General features: G+C 40.3%; 24 protein-coding genes. 12 read left to right on the top strand and 12 right to left on the bottom strand.

The window, feature by feature from the left end; genetic code table 11:
- Nucleotides 1-74: 74 nt before the first annotated feature.
- Genes ACO6S2_RS16565 through ACO6S2_RS16555 form a run of 3 tightly spaced genes read left to right on the top strand, consistent with a single transcriptional unit; the run spans nt 75 to nt 3,744 of the window.
- Nucleotides 75-500: a Fur family transcriptional regulator gene (locus tag ACO6S2_RS16565; RefSeq protein WP_422359675.1), complete on the top strand. Its 426-nt coding sequence runs from the start codon at nt 75-77 to the stop codon at nt 498-500.
- Nucleotides 501-504: 4 nt separating this feature from the next.
- The gene (locus tag ACO6S2_RS16560; RefSeq protein ID WP_422359674.1) at nt 505-2,862 is read left to right on the top strand and encodes a TonB-dependent receptor; all 2,358 of its coding nucleotides are present in this window, start codon (nt 505-507) and stop codon (nt 2,860-2,862) included.
- Nucleotides 2,863-2,907: 45 nt separating this feature from the next.
- Nucleotides 2,908-3,744, top strand: a complete 837-nt coding sequence (locus tag ACO6S2_RS16555) for a DUF4625 domain-containing protein (RefSeq protein ID WP_422359673.1) — start codon at nt 2,908-2,910, stop codon at nt 3,742-3,744.
- A 56-nt stretch (nt 3,745-3,800) separates the two neighbouring features.
- Here the strand turns inward: ACO6S2_RS16555 and ACO6S2_RS16550 are convergent, their stop codons facing one another.
- Nucleotides 3,801-4,463, bottom strand: a complete 663-nt coding sequence (locus tag ACO6S2_RS16550; RefSeq protein ID WP_422359672.1) for a SemiSWEET family transporter — start codon at nt 4,461-4,463, stop codon at nt 3,801-3,803.
- A gap of 12 nt (nt 4,464-4,475) precedes the next feature.
- On the opposite strand from ACO6S2_RS16550, the gene ACO6S2_RS16545 reads away from it, so the two are divergent.
- From ACO6S2_RS16545 to ACO6S2_RS16530, 4 genes are all read left to right on the top strand, one after another.
- Nucleotides 4,476-5,627 carry an LD-carboxypeptidase gene (locus tag ACO6S2_RS16545; RefSeq protein WP_422359671.1) on the top strand — a complete coding sequence of 384 codons (1,152 nt, stop codon included), beginning with the start codon at nt 4,476-4,478 and terminating at the stop codon, nt 5,625-5,627.
- A gap of 40 nt (nt 5,628-5,667) precedes the next feature.
- The gene (locus tag ACO6S2_RS16540; protein ID WP_422359670.1) at nt 5,668-6,129 is read left to right on the top strand and encodes a hypothetical protein; all 462 of its coding nucleotides are present in this window, start codon (nt 5,668-5,670) and stop codon (nt 6,127-6,129) included.
- Between the two features lie 136 nt (nt 6,130-6,265).
- A complete protein-coding gene (locus ACO6S2_RS16535) occupies nt 6,266-7,732 on the top strand; it encodes a hypothetical protein (protein WP_422359669.1) in 1,467 nt (488 codons plus the stop codon).
- Between the two features lie 60 nt (nt 7,733-7,792).
- On the top strand, nt 7,793-8,791 hold the full coding sequence (locus tag ACO6S2_RS16530) for a metal-dependent hydrolase (RefSeq protein ID WP_422359668.1): 999 nt from the start codon (nt 7,793-7,795) through the stop codon (nt 8,789-8,791).
- Nucleotides 8,792-9,263: 472 nt separating this feature from the next.
- Here ACO6S2_RS16530 and ACO6S2_RS16525 read toward each other — a convergent pair whose 3' ends face one another.
- The 7 genes from ACO6S2_RS16525 to ACO6S2_RS16495 all read right to left on the bottom strand — a co-directional run bounded on the left by ACO6S2_RS16525 (nt 9,264) and on the right by ACO6S2_RS16495 (nt 16,595).
- Entirely contained in the window at nt 9,264-10,340 is a 1,077-nt protein-coding gene (locus ACO6S2_RS16525; protein WP_422359667.1) for a DKNYY domain-containing protein, read from the bottom strand.
- Nucleotides 10,341-10,441: 101 nt separating this feature from the next.
- Complete coding sequence (locus tag ACO6S2_RS16520) at nt 10,442-11,524, bottom strand: hypothetical protein (RefSeq protein ID WP_422359666.1); 1,083 nt, start codon at nt 11,522-11,524, stop codon at nt 10,442-10,444.
- Nucleotides 11,525-11,597: 73 nt separating this feature from the next.
- A complete protein-coding gene (locus ACO6S2_RS16515; protein WP_422359665.1) occupies nt 11,598-13,592 on the bottom strand; it encodes an ATP-dependent nuclease in 1,995 nt (664 codons plus the stop codon).
- Between the two features lie 272 nt (nt 13,593-13,864).
- Nucleotides 13,865-14,287 (bottom strand): hypothetical protein, encoded by a 423-nt coding sequence (locus ACO6S2_RS16510; protein WP_422359664.1) that lies wholly within the window; start codon nt 14,285-14,287, stop codon nt 13,865-13,867.
- Nucleotides 14,288-14,367: 80 nt separating this feature from the next.
- Complete coding sequence (locus ACO6S2_RS16505; protein WP_422359663.1) at nt 14,368-14,718, bottom strand: nuclear transport factor 2 family protein; 351 nt, start codon at nt 14,716-14,718, stop codon at nt 14,368-14,370.
- 64 nt (nt 14,719-14,782) lie between these two features.
- The gene (locus ACO6S2_RS16500; protein ID WP_422359662.1) at nt 14,783-15,970 is read right to left on the bottom strand and encodes a hypothetical protein; all 1,188 of its coding nucleotides are present in this window, start codon (nt 15,968-15,970) and stop codon (nt 14,783-14,785) included.
- Between the two features lie 109 nt (nt 15,971-16,079).
- The gene (locus tag ACO6S2_RS16495; RefSeq protein WP_422359661.1) at nt 16,080-16,595 is read right to left on the bottom strand and encodes a SixA phosphatase family protein; all 516 of its coding nucleotides are present in this window, start codon (nt 16,593-16,595) and stop codon (nt 16,080-16,082) included.
- A gap of 176 nt (nt 16,596-16,771) precedes the next feature.
- Between ACO6S2_RS16495 and ACO6S2_RS16490 the strand changes: the two genes are divergently transcribed.
- Nucleotides 16,772-17,794 (top strand): hypothetical protein, encoded by a 1,023-nt coding sequence (locus ACO6S2_RS16490; protein ID WP_422359660.1) that lies wholly within the window; start codon nt 16,772-16,774, stop codon nt 17,792-17,794.
- Nucleotide 17,795: 1 nt separating this feature from the next.
- Here the strand turns inward: ACO6S2_RS16490 and ACO6S2_RS16485 are convergent, their stop codons facing one another.
- The 3 genes from ACO6S2_RS16485 to ACO6S2_RS16475 are packed head-to-tail and all read right to left on the bottom strand — an operon-like array spanning nt 17,796 to nt 20,348.
- Nucleotides 17,796-18,356 (bottom strand): GNAT family N-acetyltransferase, encoded by a 561-nt coding sequence (locus tag ACO6S2_RS16485; RefSeq protein ID WP_422359659.1) that lies wholly within the window; start codon nt 18,354-18,356, stop codon nt 17,796-17,798.
- On the bottom strand, nt 18,353-19,831 hold the full coding sequence (locus ACO6S2_RS16480; protein ID WP_422359658.1) for a Na+/H+ antiporter NhaC family protein: 1,479 nt from the start codon (nt 19,829-19,831) through the stop codon (nt 18,353-18,355). The genes ACO6S2_RS16485 and ACO6S2_RS16480 overlap by 4 nt, the downstream gene beginning before the upstream one ends.
- Before the next feature lies 1 nt (nt 19,832).
- Entirely contained in the window at nt 19,833-20,348 is a 516-nt protein-coding gene (locus ACO6S2_RS16475; protein ID WP_422359657.1) for a TlpA family protein disulfide reductase, read from the bottom strand.
- 96 nt (nt 20,349-20,444) lie between these two features.
- Between ACO6S2_RS16475 and ACO6S2_RS16470 the strand changes: the two genes are divergently transcribed.
- The 4 genes from ACO6S2_RS16470 (at nt 20,445) to ACO6S2_RS16455 (ending at nt 23,465) form a co-directional block, all read left to right on the top strand.
- Nucleotides 20,445-21,023, top strand: coding sequence for a YceI family protein (locus ACO6S2_RS16470; protein ID WP_420579618.1), 579 nt, complete (start codon nt 20,445-20,447; stop codon nt 21,021-21,023).
- 282 nt (nt 21,024-21,305) lie between these two features.
- A complete protein-coding gene (locus ACO6S2_RS16465; RefSeq protein ID WP_422359656.1) occupies nt 21,306-22,805 on the top strand; it encodes a sodium-dependent transporter in 1,500 nt (499 codons plus the stop codon).
- Nucleotides 22,802-22,912: a MetS family NSS transporter small subunit gene (locus ACO6S2_RS16460; protein WP_422359655.1), complete on the top strand. Its 111-nt coding sequence runs from the start codon at nt 22,802-22,804 to the stop codon at nt 22,910-22,912. The genes ACO6S2_RS16465 and ACO6S2_RS16460 overlap by 4 nt, the downstream gene beginning before the upstream one ends.
- A gap of 82 nt (nt 22,913-22,994) precedes the next feature.
- On the top strand, nt 22,995-23,465 hold the full coding sequence (locus ACO6S2_RS16455) for a hypothetical protein (RefSeq protein WP_422359654.1): 471 nt from the start codon (nt 22,995-22,997) through the stop codon (nt 23,463-23,465).
- A 133-nt stretch (nt 23,466-23,598) separates the two neighbouring features.
- Here the strand turns inward: ACO6S2_RS16455 and ACO6S2_RS16450 are convergent, their stop codons facing one another.
- Nucleotides 23,599-24,732 carry a glycosyltransferase family 4 protein gene (locus ACO6S2_RS16450; RefSeq protein WP_422359653.1) on the bottom strand — a complete coding sequence of 378 codons (1,134 nt, stop codon included), beginning with the start codon at nt 24,730-24,732 and terminating at the stop codon, nt 23,599-23,601.
- Nucleotides 24,733-24,851 lie beyond the last annotated feature (119 nt).

Here is a 24,851-nt window from a genome sequence, read left to right as displayed (position 1 = left end):
GTGAGTTTAAATAGGGACTAAAAAGTTTTGCGATGACAATGCAATTCAATTGCAAGTAGGCTATCTTTGCAAATATGGAAACAAAGGGACGTAAGGAAATACTTAAAAGACATGGATTGCGTGTCACAGACTGTCGCTTGGATGTGCTGGACTTGTTCATCAATAGGAAACAAGCACTTTCACAAAAGGATCTGGAAGAGAAATTGACAGCCTATGATCGCGTAACCTTGTATAGAACGCTTCACAGTTTTATCGATAGCGGTGTACTGCATAAAATCCCCAGTGATAGCGGAATTGCATCTTATGGAATTTGTTTTGATACCTGTAGTCCGGATGAGCATCATCATGACCACCTCCATTTCAAGTGCAATTCGTGCGGCCAATTGGAATGCATAGAGGAGTCCATTGCATTGCCTAACATTCACCTTCCGCGAGACTACAAGATGGGTGCAGTGGACGTAATAGTCAACGGCGTTTGTGGAACATGTAACGCCCGATAAGATCATGAAATATTTTTTGGGGTTGATTGTAGGGCTGGTGATCAATACGGCTGCCTGGTCCCAGGTGCTGCTGTCAGGTGTGGTATACGATACTGAAAACAGAGAGCCATTACCTGGTGCAATTGTGAGCATCCATGAACTGGACGTCACAAAAGTCACAGATATTGATGGACAGTTTTTGTTTGAAGGTATTCGCCCGGCTACTTACCACTTGCACATTAGCTACATGGGGTACAAAGCTCGGACTATGGTCAAGAGTGTGAGGCAAAATGAAAGCTTGAGTATATACCTTGAAAGCACGACCTTGGAACTTAGTGAGATAGTAGTGGAATCCAACCATTATAAAACCGGACCCAAAGAGCAAACCTTGGCTATGGAAATCTTGGATGCGGAGTTTTTGGCCAAAAATAGAAAAGGAACATTCGTTAATTCCTTAGAAGATATTCCGGGTATTAGTGCGATCAATACTGGTGTAGGTATCTCCAAGCCAGTGATAAGGGGGATGAGTTTCAATCGTGTGATTGTGAACGACAAAGGAGTAAAACAAGAAGGCCAGCAATGGGGGACAGATCACGGATTGGAAATCGATATGTTTGAGCCGGGTAGGGTGGAAGTAATTAAAGGGCCTGGTTCACTGATGTATGGTTCTGATGGGTTGGGTGGAGTCATTAATATTTTCCCGCCGGCTATACCACAAGACAAGGAAATAGAAGGCTCCGTACAAGGAATTTATAAATCCAATAACCATTTGTTTGGTTCATCCACTGTGGTACAAGGCAAAAAGAATGATTGGGTGTATCGTGGAAGATTTAGTACACAGGATTTTGGTGATTACAAGGTGCCCGCAGACCAATTTACCTACAATGGATATACCCTTCCCATTTACAATGAACGACTAAAAAACACCGCAGGTAAGGAAAGAAATTTCACTTTGATGTCGGGGGTCAAAAAGAATTGGGGATATTCTACACTTACCTTGAGCAACTTCAATCAAAGAGCCGGGCTATTTGTCGGAGCGGTGGGAATCCCGAGATCCTATCAATTGGATCATGATGGCTCGTATCGCAATATCGATATCCCTTATCAAAAAACTAATCACTTGAAGGTTGCTTCAAATTCTAATATACTGATAGGTAAACGGTGGCTTGAAATGGACTGGGGCTATCAACGAAACCAACGCGAGGAACATTCTGACCCAACCGCTCACGGTCAGGTGGAAGGGCCGGAGGGTACGCTGGAACATGGTCTGGATCTTCAGACCCTCAGTGTCAATTCTCGTTATTTCTGGCAAGCTTCGGAATCACATACAAGAATTATTGGTCTTCAGGGACAGTATCAGTGGCACGACTGGGACGGTTTTGCATTTTTGTTGCCTGAGTTTAGAAGTAGCAATTTTGGATTGTTTCTATATGAGGAATACAGTTGGGCCAAACGCTTTACTGCAACAGGAGGAGTGAGAGTAGACTATGCCATTAGAGATATCACAGGATACAGTGAATCTGATGGTACCGATTTTTTCCAGTATAATGAGGATATCAATCGCACCTATTTTAATGTATCAGGAGCGCTTGGGTTATCCTATTATCCGAGCGAACAGCTCAATTTAAAGTTCAATCTGGGTACCAGCTATAGAGTGCCTTCACCTAATGAACTTTCTATCAACGGACTGCACCACGGTACCTTCAGGTATGAGCTCGGAGATAGCAACCTATCCACAGAACGTGGTGTGCAAATGGATTTCAGTCTAAGCTATCAAAAGAAGGATTTCAGTTTAGTAGTAACCCCATTTGTCTCATACTTTAATGATTTCATCTATTTGGCAGCAAGCACTGAGTTTTCAGCTGGATTCAATCCCTTTTTGCCCGCGGAGAGTGGTCAGATTTATCAATACCGGCAGAATGATGCGGTGTTTGCCGGAACAGAATTGGCCGTAGAATACCACCCTGTAGAAGCGCTACACTGGCGAGCAGCCTATGAATATGTGTACAATTACAACTTGGATACCAAACTACCTCTACCCTTCACACCGCCGGGATCGTTGTATTCTGAATTGGAATATGGTTTCGAAATGAACCATTCATTCTTGGATGATATACATCTTGGTGCTAATACCAAATGGGTGTTTGATCAAAATCGAGTTGATAGAAATGAAAACACAACGCCTGGCTATTGGCTATTGGGACTGAATGCAGGAATGGGCTTAAGACTTGGCGAAAACACGGTGGGGCAGCTTACCTTTTCTGCACAAAACTTACTCAATAAAGAATATTACAATCACTTGAGCAGGTATCGATTGCTCAATTTGCCCGAACAGGGTAGAAACTTTGTGATTTCCTTTCAATTACCTTTTGCAATTAAGTAACATTAGTATTAATATTGCAATATTGTTGCAAATTAAAATACTCTAATGAAAAAGACGAAAAATTGGTTATTGGCCCTTTTGGTAATGCCAGCATTGTTTTCTTGTGATGACGACGACGCAGTGGATACCACCGCACCAACTATTACACTTGAAGATCCGGTAAGTGGAGAGCAAATTGCTGCTGGAACTACGATGGAAGTACACGGAGACCTGGAGGATGATGTGGATTTGGCCACCTATAGCATTTCCATACACGATAATTTCGATGGTCATTCGCATGGTAGGACTTTGGATAAATTTAGTTTTAGCGAAAGTTATGAGACAGCGGGTACGGATGTGCATATGCATCAGGAAATTGAAATTCCAGCAACAGCAACCGCTGGTCCCTACCACTTCATAATACAAGCTATTGATGCAGCAGGTAACTCAACATCCTTTCAGGATGACTCTAATGTAGAGGTTGAAATTTGGATTACGAATGAAGCGATGGGTCATGTGACCTTCACTGATGCCAACGACGTAGAAATCGACGAGTTGGAAGGTGTAGTAGGACAAGCCCTTGAGATCGACGGCTACGTGCTGGACGAGACTGGTACGCTGGCTCATATTGATATTAGCGTAGGTCATTTGGACGAAGAAGATGGCGGACATGATGGACACGATCATGGCCGTGTACTAGAAGATGCCATTTATGATAAGGAGTTTGATGTAGAAGGAGAAGGAATGGTGCAGTTTAGAAATCTGTTGGCTAACGAATCTATCGTCGTCAATCAATCTGACTTAGATGAACTTGAGGATGGGGAACATCTTCATTTGATCGTTAGAGTTGAGGATGCAGATGGAAATATCAGTCGAGGAACTATAGAAATACATTTTGATTAAGTTATTATCATACAGTTAGGTTAAAAAAGAGGGCTTCTAGTCCTCTTTTTTTGTGTCTAGATCGTAACCTCAACTGCATTACCTTCTGGATCTGCTATAACACTTTCGTAGTAGCCATCACCTGTAGTTCTTGGTTCACTCAGTACCGCATAACCGTCTGCTCTCAATTGGTTCGTTAATTCATCTACGTGTTGCTTATTCCCTACAGAAAAGGCCAAATGTGCCAATCCGTTAATCTTACTTTCTTGTTTTTCTTTTGGTAAATATTCAGGGTTGTGCATCAGCTCAATTCTGGTCTTACGATGATCGAATCGAAGGAAATAAGAAGTAAATTTCTTCGCAGGGTTTTCGTACTTAGCCCCACGCTCTGCTTGAAAATACTTGGAGTAAAACTCGCACATACCTTCAAGGTCGTTTACCCATATGGCGACGTGTTCAATTTTAATTTTATGCTGACGTGGGCTGTTGTGTTTTAATTTTAGAACTAATAAGGCCATTTGCAAACTGAGGACTATGGTGTTGGTCATAATTATGGGGAGGTCGAAAATAAGAATTCCATAAGTGAGCCATGAACTAGATGAACACACGAAGATGATCAAAGTCCAAAGTGACAAATCTTCAACTGATCGTGTTTTGAGAGATTGCCAGACCTGAGGAACAAAACTGGATATGGTCAGCGCTACAGCCAGATACCCAAAAAGAGGAGCGTATAAATCCATAAAAACTAAAATTTGAATGACAAATCAGTACGAAGAATTTCTGAACTGCTCAATATTGCCAATATATTATTGATTCATCATCATCTTCTGTCTGAATTCTTTATTTTCGATCATATGGATCGACGAAGTTTTGTAAAGAAATCGGCAGTAGCTTCAGCAGCGACTGTACTTACCCTAAATGCCGCCAATGCACAAGCTAAAGCAGGCGAATCACTGATAAAACCCAAAGCTTTAAAAAAAGGTGATACGATAGGCCTGATTACGCCGGCTAGCGCAGTCACCAGACAGGCCTTTGAAAAGGCGGTAGAAAACTTGGAGGCCATGGGGTTTGTTGTAAAATACACGGACAACATGAGTGTACGTAAAGGCTTCTTGGCGGGCACCGATCAGCAGCGACTGGACGATCTACATCGGATGTTTGAAGATCCAAACATAGACGGCATAGTCTGTGCACGTGGAGGTTATGGCTCTGGGCGGTTATTACCAAATATCAACTACGATCTAATCAAAGCCAACCCCAAAGTGTTGGTTGGCTACAGTGACATCACTGCTTTGCTCTATGGTATTCACGAGCAGACAGGTTTGGTTTGTTTTCACGGACCCGTAGGGGCTTCAGAATATTCTGAATTTACAGAAAAGGGATTTGAGCAAGTGCTAATGAAAGGCAAAGCACCAAAGTTTGAAAGACCTAAGACATGGGAGGAAAATCAAGACCCGGCATTCCAATTACTATCTATTGTGACAGGGGCTGAGCAAGGAGCCTTGGTAGGTGGCAACTTGAGCCTGATGTGCTCGCTCATGGGAACGCCCTATGATATTGACTACACTGACAAAATTGTATTCATAGAAGAAATAGGAGAGTCCCCTTACCGAGTAGATCGTATGCTCACTCAGTTGCTCAATTCAGGTAAGTTGGCAAAAGCCAAGGGCATCGCCATGGGTGTGTTCTGGGGTTGCGAAACCAAATCCACCGACCCTGACTTTGCGTTATCGACTAGTCTGGAAAATGTATTAAAAGATCGGTTTGAGGATTTGAGCATTCCTGTGCTTTATGGACTGCCGATTGGACATATCGATGACAATGCTACTTTACCTTTCGGTATACAAGCCGAGTTGGATGTGGAGGAGGGGAGCTTAAGGTTGCTAGACAGTGGAGTAGTATGAGAATGAAATACTGGACTATTAGTAACGAGCCAAAGCAATTATGAAATCTCAATCCAACCTATTTTTAATCGCCGTATTTTCAATTTTTGTAGGAAGCCAAATAACAGAAGGCGTACTACTTGTGCCGTATTGGCAATCCATGTCTTCTGGCGAGTTCTACAACTACTATCAGACATTCGGACCAGCCATTAATCGCTTCTATACTGTCTTGACTATTATGGCTCTGCTAATACCGATTGGATATGCTATTCATTTCTTCAAAACACGAGCTCAAGGGTTAAACTTCGCTTTGATTTCAACCGTGCTGGCGATTATGTTTGTTTCTTCTTTTTATATCTATTTCAAATCAACCAATCAAGCCTTCTTTCAATCCGCCTTCAGTGAAGTTGAACTAAAAAATGAATTAGTTATCTGGGCCAATTGGCATTGGGGTAGGGTAGTACTGGAATGTCTATCTCTCTATTTTTTGATTCTTGCCGTATCAGAAGAAGAATTAGTATAAGTTCTATTTTTTAAAAAGCTGGTGCCTTGCGATTGAAAATGTAAGTATAACTTTTGGAGGAGTGAGTCAGTGGTGATTAATTTTTGTAGATCATTTGAATTGTATGTAAACATTGAACATGTTTGCTGAAAAAAACATGAGTAACCCTAACCAATTCCTCACTTTCATAGCTTGTTTATTTTGCTTCTTTTCTTGTAATACAGAAGAGGCCGTTGATGACCTTATTGAAGATACGTTTGTTGAAACTCCAGCTGTTGACATTGTGTTTGATGACGGAGACACACTGGATTTTGAAAATGTTGTAGTTGGATATAACAGAACTTTGTCTTTCGAAATCCATAATGAAGGAAATGTAGCTTTGTCAGTATCAAATATTTCTGTCCCTTCTGGATATTCTCTTGACTGGTTGTCTGGAAACATACAGATAGGGGAGTTTCAAGTTGTTGAAATTTTGTTTGAACCTAAAGAGGAAAGAGAGTATCAGGGTGTAGTTCGTATCGAAAGCAATATTGATGAAGGATCAACAGAGTTTAATATTGATGGTGTTGGGGACGACGATAAGTTTGAGGGTGATGCTAACTTATTCACTCAAGAAGAGTTAGAACAATTTATTTCAGATGGTTATACTGAGGTAGGAGGTAGATTGATATTGGGAGGAGAGGTGACAAGTTTGGCACCTTTAGAAAAGCTAAAAACTGTTGGAGGTTTGGATGTTTTTCAGACAAAAGTTGAATCATTGGTTGGTATAGAAGATTTGCAGATAAATGAGATGTTACAAATTGCTCTGAACTCTTCGTTGAAGACGTTGGACGGATTTCCAACAATCACAGATGCTTCATTTGGTATTAACATTACCTATAACCCCTTGATTTCAAATTTGGAAGCACTGTCTAATCTGAATTCTTGTGAGTACCTATACATCACCAATAGTGAAAACCTAGAAAGCATAGATGGGGTTTCTAGTTTGACTGATGTGCGATCAAATCTTCATATTAAATCGAATCCAAAAATTAAGAACCTAGATGGACTAGCTAAGTTGACCAGAGTTGGAGGGTCATTAAGTATTAGTGGAAATGATGTGTTAACCAGTTATTGTGGTATAAAGGATTTTCTTGTAGCAGAAGGGCTAGAAGGCATATTTTATCTACCAAAAGGTAACAAATACAACCCAACAAGGTGGGATATACAGGATGTAGAGTGCGAGAAGGATATACCAGATAATGTCCTTCACGGAGAACTAAGGTTTAGAAATCAATCAGGAATTGATTCGTATGACTTTAGTGGATATGATACAATTGATGGTGATCTGATTATTATTTCTGATACAGATATTGATGTGGTTTCTAGCCTTTCTAATCTATCTTCTATCAAGGTGATAACTGGAGATATCTCAATTAAAAACACTTTATTAGCAAATTTGGATGATTTGAGTGGATTGGAAAGTATAAACGCCCTCTACATTAAAAACAATGCCAATTTATCAGATTATTGTTCAATATCCTCAATTGTTGAGGCGGAGGATATTTATGTGTCCATTGAAGACAACTCATACAACCCAACAAAGGAAGAGTTGATTGCTGCAGAAACTTGCTCACAAGATTAGTATTTATATTACCCGTGATACTGGATACGCAATAGAAAACGTGTATTAATGAAACGCTAGATGGATTCGGTCACACAAATTGTATTAGGAGCCGCAGTAGGAGAAGCGGTCTTGGGTAAGAAGGTTGGCAACAAAGCTATGCTCTATGGGGCTATTGCTGGCACGATTCCAGATTTGGATGTATTGGCTTCGCATGTTACGGATACAGTATCCGCTTTGTCTATACATCGTGGATTTACCCATTCCATTGTGTTTTCGGTTGTTTTCGCACCGGTCTTTGGTTGGTTGGTTTCTCGCTATGAGAGTCTGAAAGATTTCAAAAGTTGGTCGTGGTTGTTTTTCTGGGCGTTTATCACACACCCTATCTTGGATGCGTATACCACTTGGGGCACACAGCTGTTTTGGCCCTTCGATTTACGACTGGCATTCAAGACCATATTTGTTATCGATCCGCTGTACACCTTACCATTTTTAGTGTTTTTGATTCTGGCGATGATTCAAAGTAGAACGAGTCCTAAACGCCAGTTTTATAATCGGATGGGACTCTATATGAGTTCGGGATATTTATTGCTTACTTTTCTATTCAAATGGATGGCATTTGCACAATTTGAATCTGCCTTGGATGCACAAGGGATTGAGTACACACAATTGGACACCAGACCTTCTCCCATGAATACGATCCTATGGAGTGCCAATGTGGAGACTGAAGCTGCTTATTTGCTAGGAAACTATTCACTCTTTGATTCACAGCCGATCAGATTCGAGCCGTATCCTAAGAACCATCAGCTGTTAGGTGATTTGATTGCTGAAGGCTCAGTACAGCGAATGATCGCTATATCAGAAGGATGGTATACCATCAGTCAAAAAGAAGGACAGTTATATTTCAATGATTTGCGTTTTGGACTCTTAAGTCTCGATCCCAATGCCCAGGATTTTGTATTCAGCTATCAGATCAATGTAGTTGACTCTGGTCAGGTCATATTTACAGAAGTGCCCAAAAACAAACAGGACGGCAAAAAGCTGCTTGCTGAATTGTGGAAGCGAGTGAAAGGGAATTGACTGTTGTTTACCAGCTATTTCACCGAGGCTCGAAACTTCTCGTCAATGCGAATGGAGCGGAGCGAAGTGTGGCAATCCCTTGCGGATACAAACTGCTGCTTCAAAAAGTCTCCTTTACTTATTACATGTTTTGATCTGACTCTGAGGTTCCTACTTTCTTCCTTGATGAAGAAAGTAGGCAAAAAAATCAAGGCTGAATTCATTTATTAACGCCTTTTGAAGTGTAAAATCAGGAAACAAAAGAAACTCATCCATCTCAATTTCTATCAAGATTCCAATCTGAACAAGGATTCAAACAGCCTTTTGTTTCTCTTCTGATTTTACACTTCAAAATTCTAAAATGAATAAGGCCGCTGTTCAATAACCCTGTCTTAACTTATATAGATCATACTTTCTTGATGGAAAAGTTTCGCCTGCCGGCGAGGCGAACTAACTAAACTTGATACCTTTTGATAATAGGAAAACAACTGATTCACTCCGTCACAATCTCATTCCCCCTGTAAACATGATTCTTGTCCTTGAATATAAACCCGTCAGCATCCTTTGGACCGAAAGTCTCTAAGTCAACACCTTCTAATACTTTGCCATCGAAATACGCATTGTTCTTGTCCTTGGCGTACGCTGGATAATCATACACATAGAAAGTCTCCAAATCGGCTCCTTCTATGGGTTGGCCTGAATAATAAATGTAGTTTTTGTCTGCTCCGTAGTAGGTATCCTTCCACAGTTTGAAGGTGGCTCTATCGGCCATGGGCATTAGCTGATTGTCATGATATACCTTGTCATCTACCAGTAGATAATTGTGCTCCATTATCCTAAGTGTTTCAAGATCCTTCACGGGTATCTTGATCAGTGCAGAGTCCAAGTCTTCGATCCAGTTGCTGTACGAATAGAGGTGATCTTTGTCGGCGACGTAGTGATCGTTGATGACCTTGACACTGGCCACATCAATCGGCGAGGTAATGAGCTCATCTTCCTTGTGTAGGTAGACGTTGTTTTTATCCTTGCTGCAGACATTGTTTAGAATTTCGAATGAAGCATAGTCTGCCTTTACGGGTCTATAGTTATAGAAAAACAGTTTGTCATCTTTGCTCCAGTCATAGTCTATAATTTCAAAGGTGGCAGGGTTAGCACTCTCAACCTTAAGCATAGTTTCTTTGGGCATAGGTTTATCGGACAATCTGCTTCGTGCATAGTCGTTGGCCACGTAAACATAGGATTCGTCGTAGCCTATGTGGTCGGCAACACGGAAAGTAGCATGGTCGACTTCAGCAGTAATGTCCTCAGCTTTGAAGTACACTCTGTTCTTGTCTTTGGCATATTCTCTCCCGAGCACCTTGAAAGAGGCTACATCAGCATTCATTTTGGTATTGCCCAGTTCAAACCAGTTGCCCATGGGGCTGTATTGGATATCGCTTTTATCTCGGTTGTAATAGTAGCTATCCGAAAGCGCTTCGTCCACGGGCCCGGAGAAAGGCCTACAAGCTGAAAACAAGAGAAATCCGGCCAATGCTACAGCCACAATTACTACAATACTAAATGTTGACATATAAGGTTGATTTTAATGAAGCTATTCTTGTTTTCAAATTTATAGAAAGGATGAGTTCAAGTAATTCTTGGTTTAACTGATAACTCATTACGCATAGGTTTTTAATTTTGGAGGCTGGCAGACCAAACTGAATAAGCAGGCCTTTCTTTTCCGGATTCACTCAATAGACCCGTATCTCTCCATACCTGACCTAGGTCTTTAACTTCTTCCGGGAAAGTTTCCCAAAGCGCATCAAAATCTCTGTGCGCCCACCAAATAATAAATTCATAATTCTGGTTACCAGCGTTCTCAAGTAAAGTTTCTAAGTAGTCACTCTGTCCGATTTCATCTCCATCTATTGAAACACTAAGATTTGGAATTACTAAATTTTCTGCGATGTGCGCAGTTTCTACAAAGGCAATGGGCAGAGTAGTATTTGCATGTAAAAAGTCAAATACTTTTTGGAAGTCACTCTTCGAACTCAGATTTTTCAGAAACGGATAAAAGCTGATAGCTACAAAGTCATTTTGATTGATATGATTAAAAATTTCCGCAATATGAGACTTGGGGTTGGCTACTTCCGGTTCATATAGATTGTGCAATGAAATAGATTCTGAAACCTTTAAATCAGGATAGGACTGTTTAATTCTGGATTTAACATCTACAATTAATGTTTTGTATGAATCCCACTTTTCCGGAGACTTAAGATTCAGTTCATTAACCTCAATAGCAATCACAAGGTAATCTGGATTAAACGCGTCGACTAAATAGTTGATATGCTTGAAATAAGCATTTTTAATGGATGCATCATCAAGGTTTGTATAAGAAGGTGTGGTGTCATCAAAGTCTGAAGCAAGTTCGTCTCTGTTCAAAGTGAGCAAGCTCACCGAGAGCAGTAACTCCTTATCTATCATCTTCCTATTTGCTCTCCCTATTATTTCGTTGGTGAATTCTGTTGGAAGTGCCAAGTCATTGATCCAGGCATCCCAGGGAATCTTGTTGTCTATGTGCTCAGCATAGATGTCAGAGTTATTGGCTATAAAGGAGTAAGTATCATTGACAGCCTCCAGGGTGGGGGCGTAAGTCCATGTAGTGAATCCAAGCTGAAAGTCTCTTGTTGCTGTTTCTACTTCATCAGTGGGTTCATCGTTTGAACAACCGATCAGCAGTAGCATATATAGCATTGGGTATAATTTGCTTTTCATTTTTGGTTTTGGTCGTAACGTTCCGTGTATGGTGTCGTAGCATCCCGAAGGGTGTTATGCACTACACATAATGTTAGCCACTGTTTATTATTTTTTCAATTAATAATTCTGAATCTTTAGGGATAAAAGGGAAACTTTTACCTACGATCAGAGAAATTTCCTTTTGTAACTCACCTTCAGAACGATACCTTCCTTCAATTGCTGAAAAAACATCCTTTATTCGTTTTTCAAAATCATGACCTGAAAACTCCAAATACCACTTTGGGACATTTATTTTTTTACCATTGAGATATTCAATTTCCACTAATTCTTTTTGTTTCTCTTCGTCAACTTTATGCGTTTCATAGTACTTGGTAAAGAACCAATCTGAAATAGCTTGTAAAAATTCATTGCTTTCACTTCCTAGCGAATACTGATTAATAGTTTCATCAATTCCTAGTTCAGTATAAACACTATGAGCTTTAAGATTCATCAATAAAATTAAAATATAGATTGGATCGTATAGGTAATTTTCGACATTGTATCTATTATCTAAACCATGTACTTTGACATAATCTGATTCTGGGTTTTTTAAATCCCAATCTATTATTCCATAACTGGTTTGGTTACCAGAGCTTCTAATGTCATCAACAATTTTAATTACTTGCTCACAACTACCTTTTCCATAGGAGTTTGATATAAAATAAAGGCGATAAGGATATTTATTGACTTGATTTAACTTATTGAAAATTGTTTGATAGTAGTATATGTCAGTAGGACTCTCTACAAATACTTGTTTATGGTTTTTGTAATCTATAGAAAGGGTTGGTAAATGTCCAGTCAGGATATCCAGTGCTTGTTCTTTCTCAATTTGCGTGAGAGTTGTTTCAGGCTCATTTGTAAGTTGAAAAATGGAATCGTCAGGACACAACGCAACAGTTGAAGGTGAATGAGTTACCATTAAAACGTATATGCCCATTTTATTGACAAAAGTGTCGTTCAATACATCAATCAGTAATTTGGACATTTCAGGGTGTAAATGAGCATCTGGCTCATCAAGTATTATTAACTCAGGTAATTCTAATCTCTCTTCATAATAGGAACTTGTAAATAACTTAATAATAAGGCCTAATATCACCTTTTCTCCTGATGAGAGATGTTGGAATTCAATATCCTTGTTTATAGTGGTTTTAACTAGTTGAAATGAAATACTCGCGTCTGAAGAAAAATCTCTCTTATCCAGTCCTTTGAATCTAAATTTTATGTCGTGAGATTCTAATATTTGATTTATAGAATCCCATGGTGGAATAAATTTTTCAACGAATTCATTGTCGGGAATTGAGCTATTCTTATCACTTTCTTCCTTCTTTTCAAAGTACAACCTTCTGTTTTGATCTCTTCTTTTGGCATAATTGTAAAATACATATTCTAGCTGCGAACCAAATAATTTAGGTTCATCCAAAAAGTAGTCTGGGATAGGAGTAAGATAAAAGTCAGCGTCAGATACTTGATGGAATACTCTTTCTCGGTAATTCGAAACATATTTGGCTACTAGTGCTGTCTTTCTTTTGCCAGCGAGATAGCCCCTTTGGATTAATCGTGCAAAAACTTGATTAAACTGGCGTTCAGAATTGAAATAGTTCGGCTCAAACTCTTTAAGAGTATTTGTTACAAGTGTAGTAAGCTCATCGTTGGTAATGATATCACTGTTAATTACTTGAAAGATATTTTCTAAAGTTAATTTATCAATCCATGTCTCAGCTTCAAGCATGTACGCAATGAATATCTTTCCATTTTCGCCTATAGTCTTGAAAACATTAACATAAACATCAACTTTGGATTTCCAATTTTGATTGTTAAGTGAACTCAAGTTTGGGTTTTCAATTCCTTCTGTTTGAATCTTCTTCAAATCAGGCTCCAGTGTAATAGTCAAGAGTGCAGGGATATTATTGCCAGCTTTCATGGCAAGTAGTTCCATTAATTGACTTTTTCCACAACCATTTTCACCTGTTATAACCGTAAACTTTTTTAGTGGTTCACTTACAAATGAGTACAAAGATTTATGCTGTCCTTCAAATGTTATAATCATTGTTCTTAATTGTGGCTAACAAGTGGCTAACACAATGTGTGTTAGCCATATTATGTTTTTGATCATTTGATTTTGCTTAAAATCATAGCTCAAACCAAAAGAAGAACGGTTAAGCAATTTTTTAAACGTTTATTTATGTTTCTCAGAATGGCTGCGGTTAGGCAAGCAATTCGGTCGCCTGCAGAACAAAAAAGCAGGCATAGCCTGGCTGCTGACCAGACCGATGCCCAAAGTAGCAAATAAGTAGGAATATGACAAGCGGCCTGTATGCCCTACTCAGCAACTTTTTTCCAAACAAAAAAGTCTTTGAGATATTCTCGGTATACATATCCCCACGGTATAACCAGGAGATCGATCACTATACCTGGTGCCATAGACCAAAACCAGGACTCGTAGTTTTCGTCCAGGATGCCGGCATGCTTAGCAGGTAAGTAAGTGCCTATCATCCAGGCGGATTTATATACCAGCTGGATCAGTAGTAGAGGGATAAACTTTAAAGGATAGCGAATACCTAATACGCACAAGAAAGAAAAGGCCGCATAAAAGCTGATCGTTACGCCGGACATGGGTGAGGGTGGTTCACTTGGTGAAAATACTGCCATCCAATGGTCAGGCCCTAAACCTACCAAGATCAGTAAGAATAGTACACGCATGATGTGTTGTCTCCATTTGGGGGGTGTGAGGTTAGTTGTCATAATTTTGAGTTTTTTATGAATATGAAAATTGAAAACTAAACCCCAGATGCATATGACCTCAAATAGGTTGCATCAAGCTTTCAATTTTTTGGTTTGTACATATTCATGAAAGACAGTTTGTCCCAATAGCCCCGTTGAAACTTGATCTTGTCATCTATAACGTGAAAAAAACCACAACCTCGTAAACCCATAGGATCTTTCCATTCGAGGATGGCCCATTCGTCATCTTCAAACAAATTTTCCGGTATACAGGTCATGTCTGCTGCCTGAAACTCAGCAGCAAACATGGCCTGAATGGCTTCCTTACCTTCTACGGGTTCATTGGCTACCTGATGATTGATAGCATCTGAGTGATATAGCTCGGCCAGTTGCTCTGCATTCCCTTGGTTGAATAGATCGATCCATTTTTTGATTAATTCCTTAGGTCTCATTTTATAGCGTTTGTTGAGTATTATAAAGCTATGAAATTTGAGATGGATGATATGAAATCATAGACTAGTTGTTCGCCAGGGTTAATAGTCTTTGCTTTTCTATCAACTTCCAGACGGCTTTGTTGTAGTTTTTTTCCTTTATGCCCGTTAGCTTTTCCAGTGTAGTATAGTAGTTGGCATTTTCTTTTTCGTATGGGCCACAATTCAGAAATTCCCACACACCGTCAAACCCTTTTTCATTTTCTATTTGCTGTACGATGAGTGCGTTAACCACATAGTCCGCCATCAGGTGGGTGGCTCTGCTATCACCGAAGTTTAACGGTTCTTCTTTGAGTGTGGTCCAATCCGTTTTCTTGTTGCTGGCTACTTTCTCGTAGAACTGATCAAATATCTCGTCCCAGCTTAAGCCCCAGCTGCCGCCGTACAAATAGGCACAAGCTTCATCTATGGGTTTGTTTACTTTTCTTCTGGAGATTTTTAGGCTCAGGCGATCGTGCCACAGGTCGTGTTCATCCAAATAGTTGAAAGCGGCGTTGTCATTGCCGAGGATGATGAGCTTTCGATCGGCTAGCGTGGAGCTGAAATTGGCCTGACTAATTCCGTTGTAATCTAATCGGTAAGTTACCCCCATGAGTTGCAGCACCTCGGTCAGATTGGTTGTACAGTAGAATTCAGTGGTCTTGTCTTTTACCTCTAGCTTTTCGTCAAATTCAGCAGCCAGCCGAGCAAAAATCTCAACATTTTCTTCATTGATGGTATGGCCATAGTGGAAGATATTATTGTTTGTCTCTGTAGATTTCCAGTGGCGCGTATACCACAGCAGTGGAGAGGAGAATAGAAATGAGCTTTCTTCCTGGTGAGCGATCAATTCAAATGAGGCTCGTAGGTGGCTCTCGTTGTCTTTGGTTCCTATGTAGGAGAGTTGGATGAGATACTGGCCCTCTTTGAGTTTTAATACATTTTGAAGGTAGGGTTTGTAAAAATGGTCATTCGAAAAGGCTTCACTTTTTTCAATGCCCTTGAACTCGTCCAGTAAGATGTGGGTTTCAATCCTTTGAGATTCGAGCACCCATGGGTTCTCTTCGTTGGGCCCGGAAGCAGCGCTCAAGAATTCATTAAAAGCATGAGTTAATTGCTGACTGACCACACTGTCTTGCGGCATTCGAATGTGTGGATGAATGGTTAGTTTGGAACTTTGTGCAATGGCGAAAAAAGTAGGAAGTACTAAAAGTGAGATTAATTTCAGTTTCATGAGTTTGGTTTTTTTGAAATTCAAATAAAGCCAAACAGAGTCATGAGACTTGTTAATATTTTCTTATCAATTGTTAATGAAAAGTTAAACCGTCGTTCCTTTTAAAGTGTTATTCACACGAGAACGAGGTATGGTAGACGTACATCTGTGCGGTTTTCTTGCTGATCACCACCTGATAGATCCGGTTGTAAATACTTTCATCGAATGAACCTATTTTTTGATCGGACAGCAGCCCTGCCAACACACCCGTGGTGTTGCTGTGCCCAACGACCAACGCATCTTCTTGTTTTTCAAGGAGCTCTTTTGAAAAAGAGTCCAAATCCCCAGGATTGTATAAGATCAACGCTTTGCTTTTAGATTGAGCCGTTGGTTTAGCAGTGTCTCTAGTTCGTGTATAGTCTGAGCTATATATGTTGTTCAATGCTATTTGATCGAAAAAAACGGAAAGACTTTCGGCCCTTTTTACACCACAAGGAGTCAAGGCTGGGTCTGAGTTCTTTTTGTCTGATACATCTTTCTCGGCGTGCCTTACCAGGTAGATGGTGAATAGATCGTCATTAGGTTGAGCACAGGAGGTTTGAAAACTGATGAGGAGAGCAGCGTATAAGAACAAGAGAAGTTTCATAGAAACGATGGCTAGATGAATAAAGTGATCAACATTTTTTGTAAATGTATGTAAATCAATCTTTAGTTAGAGTTGTGATTTTGTTAAAAAGAGAGAATTTTATAGGGGTGAATTTGTCCCTTATTGACTTAACTGGCCCTACGATCTAGCTTTGTTTTTTTAAACAAACAGAGCCTATGAACCGAAGTCTTGTTGGTAACTTTTTGATCCTTACTTTTCTTGTTTTAGCACTATCCGGAGGGGTAATGTATTTTTATCCATTTTATAAAAACACGGCGGCCATACATACTTTGTTTGCGGTACTTTTTGTGATAAGTGTGGTCTTTCATATTGTGAATAATAAAATACCACTCAAAAATTATCTCACAGGCAAAAAATCTAAACATCTTGCTAAATATCAGAGTACAATTTTGACTGTGCTTTTGTCCCTTATTGTAGTTGGGGGCTACCAAAATGTGGCCGGAGTTAACTATTTGTATGATTGGGGAAATAAATGGCGAAACGCACAATTGGGTAAGGAAGACCACTCATTTGACTATCAATTGATCAAAGTAAATGAGGCACTTTCATCTAGCGCCTTAGCCATCGAAGTAAAAAAGGGAAGTGCCTTTAATTATCCATTGTTTGCCATATGGTTGGAAGATTCAGCTGGTAATTATGTTGAGACGTTGTACATCTCCAGAGTCATTGCCTCAGGTGTTTTTGACTATGGAATTAAAGAGGGGGGTGTTTGGAAACCTTCTGTGAAAAGGCGGCCAGAAGCCTTGCCTTACTGGTCGCATAAAAGAAACATTCTGGCTGAGGACGGATACTATGTGCCTTTGACCCAGGCAGCAGATTTAGATGGCGTCTCTGGAGCCACCCCAACAGATAACTTTATCATACAAACAAAAAGTGAAAGGAGTATGAACCAATATAGAGTCTTGATGGAGGTGAATCAGTCTTACGACTGGAACGAATTTTATAACGAAGATAAATTCCCTGAGGACGAGATTTATTCAGGTAGTGGTCAGGTAGGTCAGCCCTCCTTGATTTACTCTTCTGATCTTTTGGATGGTGATCAATCTGAACGCTATGAGTTGTTGCACCTTGCAGGTCATGGACATCATTCTGGTCGCAATGGTAACTTGTATTCTGACATGAGCCGAATAACCACAGCCAAGGAGATTGTAGATCGTGTGTTGTTGAGACTACGATAATCTAAACTAAGGCAACAGGGGTGGACATATCATACGCTAGTCCATAGTATTTAGAGTTGTTGTATTCAAACTCATCAACAATCTTCCAGCCTAACTTCAAATGTGCTTTGGTGGAGATTGGATTAGCCTGATTGATGAAGGTAGCCGCCAGTGGATAGGTTGGGATAAAGTCCTTGCGCATGGCCTCAAACAACTGGTTGATTATCTTCTTCCCTCGATGATTAGCATCTATACAAACCGGGCCATATTGAAAACTGTTTTCAGTGCTGATTTCCCAATTACCCCATTTTGAAAATCGTGAAGTCATATAAGGAAAGATGGGCCATTTTTCAAAGTAGGACCAGGGACCACCAAACAGATACGCGGCAATTTGATCCTCTATCTCCGTGACAAAAGCCCAACCCAGTTCAATGATTTCTTGCAGCAACGCGGTGGTAAATGGTGTGGTAACAAAGCCATTGGTGGCTTGTTGTTCTTCGCTAAGTTCGCTGACCAGATTTTGTGCTTGTAGCGCAAGGATGCCAGGTATATCTTCTTGAGTTGCTTTTCTTGATATGATCATTGCATAAACCCTAACACTAAATACATGAGCAAGGTTACACCTCCGGCGGAAAGGGCATAAGGAAGTTGTGTATTTACATGATCTACATGGTCACTAGCAGAGGCCATGGAAGAGATAATGGTGGTGTCTGAAATCGGAGAACAGTGATCACCAAAAACGCCACCGCCAATAGCGGCTGCAATAGCCAAGTGAGGATCTACATTCATGGAAGTAGCCATAGGCACAGCGATAGATATCATAATAGCGAAGGTTCCCCAAGAAGTACCTGTACTAAAAGCTATAAAACAGCTAACCATAAAAACAATGGCTGGTACTAGATTTGGCGAAAGCCAAGCCTTTGAAACTTCTGCGACGTAAAGCCCTGTTTTCAATTCTTTACACAAGCTCCCCAGTGCAAAAGCAAATACCATAAGTATGGCCAGAGATACCATGCCGGACATGCCTTTGAGAGAGAGGTCTACCATTTCTTTGATACCTAGGAGTCGCTGTGCCTTGTAGAGGATTATAGCAACCAAAACAGACGTGGCTACCGCTGTAAGTACAGAAGTAGATCCAGAACCTTGTCCCATGGCTTGCAAAGCAAGGTCGATGAAACTTCCACTGGTGTCTTCAAGACTACCCCATCCGGTATATATCAGCATCACTGGCATCATAATGATCATGGTTACAATGGGGAGAATCATGTTTATGCTTCTGTGCGATATATTTTCTTTGGCTTCCAACATAGACACCTCGTCTGAAATCATTGGCGTGGAGCCGTCTGCAATTAGTTTTCCTTCTTCTGTAGCTCTTTGTTCTGCTTTTTTCATTGGGCCATAGTCTTTGCCCGTGTATATGATATATCCAACAATCCCTAGCGCTAAAAAAGGATAGAAGTTGTAGGGTAGTGCACTCATCATCGTAGCAAAAGGACGGTCAAATCCCTGCATGACTAGCAAGCCCATGATATAGGCTCCCCAGGCGTTGAATGGAAAGATAATGCACGAGGGTGCTGAGCTGGAGTCTGCAAGGTACGCCAGCTTCTCACGTGGAATTTTTAAATTATCGAAAATGGGACGGTACAATGTACCCACCGTCAGAATAGAAATATTGGATTCTACAAAAATCACTATGCCAGTGAGTGAAGCGAAGAGCTGAACCAGCCTTCGATTGTTTCTGTTTTTTTGCTCCTGCTTGTCGAGTACTTTTTTGACAGATTCTATAAATCCAGCTACGCCTCCTGATCGTTGAATGAGCGCAATCAAAGCGCCAATGAGAAGTGTAAAAATGATGGTTCTGGTATTACCCGCGTCTTCGAAAACAGCTACAAATGCATTGAGGGTGGCAAAAGAACCTGAGAGTGGATTACCTCCTTCAATAATCACCCAACCTATCCAGATGCCCAGGGTTAGAGAAAGAAAAACTTGCTTTGTTCGCAGTGCTAAACCAATAGCTACCAGTGGCGGCACCAAAGACCAGAATCCATATTCACTCATATTACTCTACTTCTCTCAGACTGTTCAACATATCCTCGCTGTCCCATTTTACCGCACCTGCGATTTTTCTGACCTGTTTACCACTCGTGTTGTAAATCATTGTGGTAGGTAGTGATTGAATACCTAAGTCCTGAACTTTTCCATTCAATTTGGCGAACGTCAAATTGAAATCTCTCTTATTTTCAAAGTCTTTGATTTTGTCCATTTCCTGATCAGAGATTAAGAAGAAGACATAGTTTTCTTTGGTTAGAATTTCGGCTGCGGCTTGTATGTCAGGCATTTCTGCAATACAGGGTTTGCACCAGGTAGCCCAATAGTTGATGAAGACTCTTTTATCTACCAATTCTTCCAAATAGTAGTAGGTGCCATCTGTGGCCTGCATGAAGTAATTGTCATTCGGTGGAGGGTTGTTTTCTGCTATTTCATCGGCTACTTCAGTATTTTCACTATTGCTTTTAGGTGAGGAACAACCAAAAAAGACGAGTATAAGAAGGGTGGACAACTGGGTAATCTTCATAAGCTAGTAGTATTTATCAAATTTCAAACATACATATTTTTCATAGGTAATGTTTTCAAAATTGATTATATTATGTGAAACAAACATTAACCCAAAATGAGAAGAGCTTTTCTATTACTATTATCGATTTTCGTAGTTTATTCTGTCAGTGCTCAGACTATGTGGAAGGCAGATCCTGCACATTCTTCAATCCAGTTTGAGGTATCGCACATGACCATATCTACGGTGACAGGAAAATTCACAGATTTCACTTGTGAATTGGAAGCCAAGAAGAACTCATTTGATGGCGCAAAAATTGATGCAAAGGTGAAGGTAGAGAGCGTTTCAACTGAGAATCTTACTAGAGATAAACATTTAAAAGAGGATGATTTCTTTAATGCCAAGGAATTCCCCCAAATGACGTTTGTGAGCGAATCCTTTAAGAAAAAAGGGGATGATCAATACGAAATCACAGGCATGCTAACAATTAGAGATGTGACAAAAAAAATCACATTTCCTGCGACCTACAGTGGTATGATCAACATGGGTAAGAAGACGGTTAGCGGTTTTAAAGCCAGTTTCACCATCAATCGATTTGATTACAAACTGAAATGGGATGATACGCTGGACACTGGTAGCTTGGTGGTTGGAGAAGAAGTAGACGTGAAATTGAATTTAGAACTCGTAAAGATTTGACGAGTCAACCGGCATAGGAGCAAGCTCACGAGCCAGGATTTAGTTAAAAAATTGTTTAATGAGGCAAGCTCTGTATCATTAAACTCTCACTTTGTGAGTAAATTAATTATTTGAATTGGTAGGGGCCTTCGAAAGAAGGCCTCTTTTTTTGATACTATTTTCACCAATACCCCGCAGATATAAGTATTCTTTTTTTCTGTCAGTTTTTTCCATAATATTGGCGATTGTTAAAAATGCCGACCTAGGTTGTTTTAGGTCGATTTGACAAACAACAACCAAAATATGAGTCAAACAGATCAAGATCAGTTTAGTAGTCGGTGGGGAATCGTATTAGCGTCCTTAGGGATGGCCATTGGTGCAGGAAATCTCTGGCGATTTCCAAGATTGGCAGGACAATACGGCGGTACCTTCATTCTTTTATGGATATTATTTCTCTTCATTTGGTCAATACCTTTGTTATTGGCTGAATTTTCTATTGGTAAGAAATTTAAGAAAGGAGTCATCGGTTCCTATGCGCAACTGGCAGGAGAGAAGTATACCTGGATGGGCTTCTTTGTGACCATCTGTACCCTTGGCATTGCCTTCTACTACTCTATAGTTACGGCATGGGCACTTAGGTATTTAGGATTCTCTTTAGGAAATTTGTTTGATACACAGCCTTTGTCTGAAAAGCTGGTGGAGAATCCTGAGTATCTCAATCAATTTTGGAATTCAATTTCGAATGGCAATTGGGTTACTATTGGCTTGTACATTTTTAATGTCTTGCTTGGCGTTTTTGTCTTGTCAAAAGGTATTCAAAAAGGTCTTGAAAAGGCTAACAAAATTTTAATTCCTAGTTTATTTTTCTTGCTCCTGATCATAGCTGCTATTGCGCTCAATATGGATAATGGTGTGCTTGGGTTAGAATATATGTTTTCTATCAATTGGGATGATTTTGGGAATTCAAGAATTTGGATAGAAGCATTAACGCAATCAGCATGGTCCACTGGAGCGGGATGGGGATTGATGATGACACTTTCTTCTTATTCCAGAAAAAATGAGGAGGTTACCCTCAATACATTTATTAGTGCATTTGGGAATAACACAGCTTCGTTAGTAGCTGGCATAGCCATACTGCCAGCAGTGTTTGCCTTAGCACCGTCTTATGAGGGCGCAGTATCCTATTTGCAGTCAGGTAATCAAGCTTTGACTTTCACCATCATCCCTAAATTGTTTTCAACTTTCCCAGGGGGTGGACTATTAGCTATTGTCTTTTTTTCTGCACTGTTTCTAGCTGCCTTTAGTTCACTACTGCCTATGATTGAGTTGTTTACCAGAAACCTCAATGACCTGGGCTTTACTCGAAAGAGTGCGATGACAAGAGTGGTAATATTCTTTATCCTATTCGGTTTTCCATCGGCATACTCATTGGACTTCTTTTCTAATCAGGATTGGGTTTGGGGAGTAGGTTTGATCGTCACGGGACTGTTTATTTTATTCGCGGTGGTTAAATCAGGTGCCAAGAAATTCAAAGAAGAACTGGTAGATGAAGATTCGGACTTCAAAGTATCGACCAACTATTTTGTGATCTGCATGAGTGGCAATATCCTATTGGCATTGTTCCTCATTTACTGGTGGTTGTCACAAGGTTATAGCGACTACCCTTGGTTCGATGCTAATGGCCATTGGAACTTGTTTGACGTGTATAGCAATGCTTCTATTATCACACAATGGGGAGCTGTGATTGTGATTGGGTTCCTGATGAATAAATTTTTGTACAACAAATTCGCAGCAAAAAAATGAGTGCTTCAGCAATAATCGGAATGATCGTAATTCTTGGAACCGTGGTGGGCGGGTTTGTTTACTTCCTGTCATTGGCCATGCGAAATGAATCAAAGAAGAAAGGGTAGATACTTTTCCACATTTTTTGGGATTTAGATGGTGAATTAAGAATTTCGAGCTTTCAATTTTTCAACATCAATAATCAATTTCATGGAGAAGATAGATTCACTCAATCAGGTAGCCGAATTTCATAAAACATTCAAACATCCTATCGTGGATGCTCCGGCCATCCCAGATGCCAAAAGATGCGCCCTGAGAGTAGAGCTAATCTCCGAAGAGTTGAAAGAACTCCAAGAAGCTATCGACAATAATGATCTGGTAGAAGTAGCAGATGCCCTATGTGATATTCAGTATGTATTGTCTGGCGCAGTGTTGGAGTTTGGCCTAGGTGATAAATTCGTGGAGTTATTCAATGAAGTGCAGCGTTCCAACATGAGCAAGGCTTGCAAAACCATGGAAGTGGCAGAGGCAACCGTCAAGCATTACAAAGAAAACAAAGGCACGGATAGCTATATCAAAGAAGCCGATGGCTTGTTTTTGGTGTATCGAAAGGAAGATGATAAGACGTTGAAATCTGTGGAGTATTCTCCGGCGGATTTGAAGGGGATATTGGGGAAGTAATTCAGAAGCCCGATATTCTCTGATGTGACGGAGAAGCATTCAGGGAATCTACATATGATAAGTGCTGTAAGATTCGAACGTACTGCGTGCCGATAAAGATTACCCGGACACCGCCGGGTAATGATGTGTGTTTTTAACTATTCATCACCATCTCATACACCTCAAACACCTGATTGGTCACATGCTCCCATTCATAGGTTTTGGCTTCTTCAATGCCCCAGGCCGACATCTCTTTTCTAATGTCTTCATTGAGGTACAGCTTTTCGATCTTGTTGGTCAATGTTTCTAGGTCACGAGGCGTAGGGAAGTACTCATCCCAAGGCGATTTGATTACATTGAGATAACCTTCATTGCCAAATCCGGCTACAGGTGTACCACAAGCCATGGCTTCTAGCAAGACGATGCCAAAACTTTCTCCATAGATCGCAGTGGCGAGCAGAATGTCCGCTGTTCGAATCAAATTGGCTTTGATTTCTTCGTCAATAAAGCCAAGAAATACTACATCTTCTAAATTGTTATCTGCTACAAAATCTAAGGCCTCCTGTTTTTGTTCACCATCACCAGCAATAAGAAGGCGGATGTCAGGATACTTGGCTTTCAAGGTTTTGTAAGCTTTCAAAGTATAAAACAGTCCTTTACGTTCCTCAAATCGCCCTAAAAAGAGCAGATTAAACTTACCATCTTTATATTCCTCAATTGGTTCGAAGGAAGTGTTGAACTGATCTGGATTGATACCATTAGGGATAATGGTGGGGTCTTTGGCTAAAAAAGACTTTACATATCGAGCCTGAGACTCAGACACCGATATCATATGGTCAGCCACTTTCCAAACTAAGCTCGCCGCCAAAGGCATCAAAATTGGACCCACAAACTTCTGCATGAGGAAGTTATCAGCAGGTGTATCATGAAAAGTACCAATGTGTTTGGCCTTAGAGTAGTATCTGACTTGATAAGTCATGAATGGTGTCCAACCATTATGGAAATGAAGTAAGTCAAATTGCTCTTTTTTCAAATAGTGCTTGAGTTCTTCTACTTCCTCGCCTTTGGCGATGTTGATGTCGATCTCAGTGCCACCCCAGAGGGTCGTGCTCCTGCCTTTTCCGATCAACTTGACATTTGCATCATTGATTTGCTCAGCATTTAAGTTGGGCGCAATGATTTTTACTTCGTGCCCCATTTTTCGAAGATAGATGGCCAAATTTTCGATGTGAGCCTTTACTCCACCTGGTCTGGACCAATCATACGGACATACTTGTGCAATCTTCATAGAGAATGGGTACTTAGTTTCGACGCAAAAAAACAATATTTTATAGAGTACCCAATAGGAGTGGGCAATTTTTAGTAATACTTGACCTGAATTGCGCTTTTCAGCTAATTTTGCTGCTT

Origin of the sequence: Reichenbachiella sp. (assembly GCF_965233835.1) — a bacterium.
Taxonomy (GTDB): domain Bacteria; phylum Bacteroidota; class Bacteroidia; order Cytophagales; family Cyclobacteriaceae; genus Reichenbachiella.
Note: the sequence above shows the minus strand (reverse complement) of the source record. Positions and strands in the feature narration are given on the sequence as shown.

Coding starts and splice junctions, on each gene's coding strand:
- ACO6S2_RS16565 (WP_422359675.1), top strand. CDS start 75: ATGGAAACAAAGGGACGTAAGGAAATACTTAAAAGACATGGATTGCGT.
- ACO6S2_RS16560 (WP_422359674.1), top strand. CDS start 505: ATGAAATATTTTTTGGGGTTGATTGTAGGGCTGGTGATCAATACGGCT.
- ACO6S2_RS16555 (WP_422359673.1), top strand. CDS start 2,908: ATGAAAAAGACGAAAAATTGGTTATTGGCCCTTTTGGTAATGCCAGCA.
- ACO6S2_RS16550 (WP_422359672.1), bottom strand. CDS start 4,463: ATGGATTTATACGCTCCTCTTTTTGGGTATCTGGCTGTAGCGCTGACC.
- ACO6S2_RS16540 (WP_422359670.1), top strand. CDS start 5,668: ATGAAATCTCAATCCAACCTATTTTTAATCGCCGTATTTTCAATTTTT.
- ACO6S2_RS16535 (WP_422359669.1), top strand. CDS start 6,266: ATGAGTAACCCTAACCAATTCCTCACTTTCATAGCTTGTTTATTTTGC.
- ACO6S2_RS16530 (WP_422359668.1), top strand. CDS start 7,793: ATGGATTCGGTCACACAAATTGTATTAGGAGCCGCAGTAGGAGAAGCG.
- ACO6S2_RS16525 (WP_422359667.1), bottom strand. CDS start 10,340: ATGTCAACATTTAGTATTGTAGTAATTGTGGCTGTAGCATTGGCCGGA.
- ACO6S2_RS16520 (WP_422359666.1), bottom strand. CDS start 11,524: ATGAAAAGCAAATTATACCCAATGCTATATATGCTACTGCTGATCGGT.
- ACO6S2_RS16515 (WP_422359665.1), bottom strand. CDS start 13,592: ATGATTATAACATTTGAAGGACAGCATAAATCTTTGTACTCATTTGTA.
- ACO6S2_RS16510 (WP_422359664.1), bottom strand. CDS start 14,287: ATGACAACTAACCTCACACCCCCCAAATGGAGACAACACATCATGCGT.
- ACO6S2_RS16505 (WP_422359663.1), bottom strand. CDS start 14,718: ATGAGACCTAAGGAATTAATCAAAAAATGGATCGATCTATTCAACCAA.
- ACO6S2_RS16500 (WP_422359662.1), bottom strand. CDS start 15,970: ATGAAACTGAAATTAATCTCACTTTTAGTACTTCCTACTTTTTTCGCC.
- ACO6S2_RS16495 (WP_422359661.1), bottom strand. CDS start 16,595: ATGAAACTTCTCTTGTTCTTATACGCTGCTCTCCTCATCAGTTTTCAA.
- ACO6S2_RS16490 (WP_422359660.1), top strand. CDS start 16,772: ATGAACCGAAGTCTTGTTGGTAACTTTTTGATCCTTACTTTTCTTGTT.
- ACO6S2_RS16485 (WP_422359659.1), bottom strand. CDS start 18,356: ATGATCATATCAAGAAAAGCAACTCAAGAAGATATACCTGGCATCCTT.
- ACO6S2_RS16480 (WP_422359658.1), bottom strand. CDS start 19,831: ATGAGTGAATATGGATTCTGGTCTTTGGTGCCGCCACTGGTAGCTATT.
- ACO6S2_RS16475 (WP_422359657.1), bottom strand. CDS start 20,348: ATGAAGATTACCCAGTTGTCCACCCTTCTTATACTCGTCTTTTTTGGT.
- ACO6S2_RS16470 (WP_420579618.1), top strand. CDS start 20,445: ATGAGAAGAGCTTTTCTATTACTATTATCGATTTTCGTAGTTTATTCT.
- ACO6S2_RS16465 (WP_422359656.1), top strand. CDS start 21,306: ATGAGTCAAACAGATCAAGATCAGTTTAGTAGTCGGTGGGGAATCGTA.
- ACO6S2_RS16460 (WP_422359655.1), top strand. CDS start 22,802: ATGAGTGCTTCAGCAATAATCGGAATGATCGTAATTCTTGGAACCGTG.
- ACO6S2_RS16455 (WP_422359654.1), top strand. CDS start 22,995: ATGGAGAAGATAGATTCACTCAATCAGGTAGCCGAATTTCATAAAACA.
- ACO6S2_RS16450 (WP_422359653.1), bottom strand. CDS start 24,732: ATGAAGATTGCACAAGTATGTCCGTATGATTGGTCCAGACCAGGTGGA.